We start from the raw sequence: 907 nt of genomic DNA, 5'->3' as shown, positions 1-907 counted from the left end.
GCGGTAGGACGGGAGAGGGACACCTTCGGGTGTGCTGGCGTCTAACCAGTCTGTCAACCTTCTCTCGTTCTGCCACCATAATTATTTGACAGTAATTCGGTAGAACTTCTTTAGACATGAGGAGTCCTCTATGCGTACTAATTCTTTTTCTTTATTGGCTTTTGCCAAATTCTCTCTACCCATACCGCTTAAAAAGTCTTTAAAACGATGTAATCGACTTTAGGTTTCTACATCTTAAGAATCTTTACGACTAAAACATAGCAACAATAAAACCGAGGTAGGCGAGCACACCATTATTGTGCGGCTTTTACATGCCTGTTTTTAGCACTCAATTTAAGAGTAACGGCATTTCTATCTCTTTTATATACAACAAAAAATTATTTTAAGCGGTATATATGAACAATTTAGAATCTTCATTTAGAGCACTACGAGTGCTGCACACAGCAAAAGATTTATTTAATCAAGATGGATTTAACAAGGTCGGGGTTGACCGAATTATTGCTGAAGCCAAAATCCCCAAAGCGACTTTCTATAACATCTTTCATTCAAAAGCACGACTGATCGAGATGTGTTTAACCTTTCAAACGGATGCGCTCAAAGTAAAAGTCCTTTCAATTATCAATTCATACAGCGAATTTATGGTGTTCGATAAACTCAAGCAAATTTACTTTTTACATGCCAATTTAGAAGGATTTTACCGTTTACCATTTAAAGCAATTTTTGAAATTGAAAAGTGTTATGCAACGGCTTATCGAGTGGTTGTTGATTATAGAAACTGGTTTATAAATGAGCTTTATAAGCTGCTTCTTACTGTCAAAACTACCGCTTCAATAAAAGATGCCCACATGTTTCTATTTGCAATTGATGGAGCAATGGTTCAGCTGTTAAGTGCCAATAGCGTAGATGA

The 907-nt window shown here is 36.8% G+C and carries 1 protein-coding gene; it reads left to right on the top strand.

Annotated elements, in window-relative coordinates:
* Window positions 1-395: 395 nt before the first annotated feature.
* The coding region (locus J536_RS24545; RefSeq protein WP_032063559.1) for a TetR/AcrR family transcriptional regulator at window positions 396-907 on the top strand (512 nt) is incomplete at its 3' end.

Source organism: Acinetobacter sp. 809848 (assembly GCF_000581275.1).
GTDB lineage: Bacteria > Pseudomonadota > Gammaproteobacteria > Pseudomonadales > Moraxellaceae > Acinetobacter > Acinetobacter pittii.
This window is presented reverse-complemented; position numbering and strand designations above follow the sequence as displayed.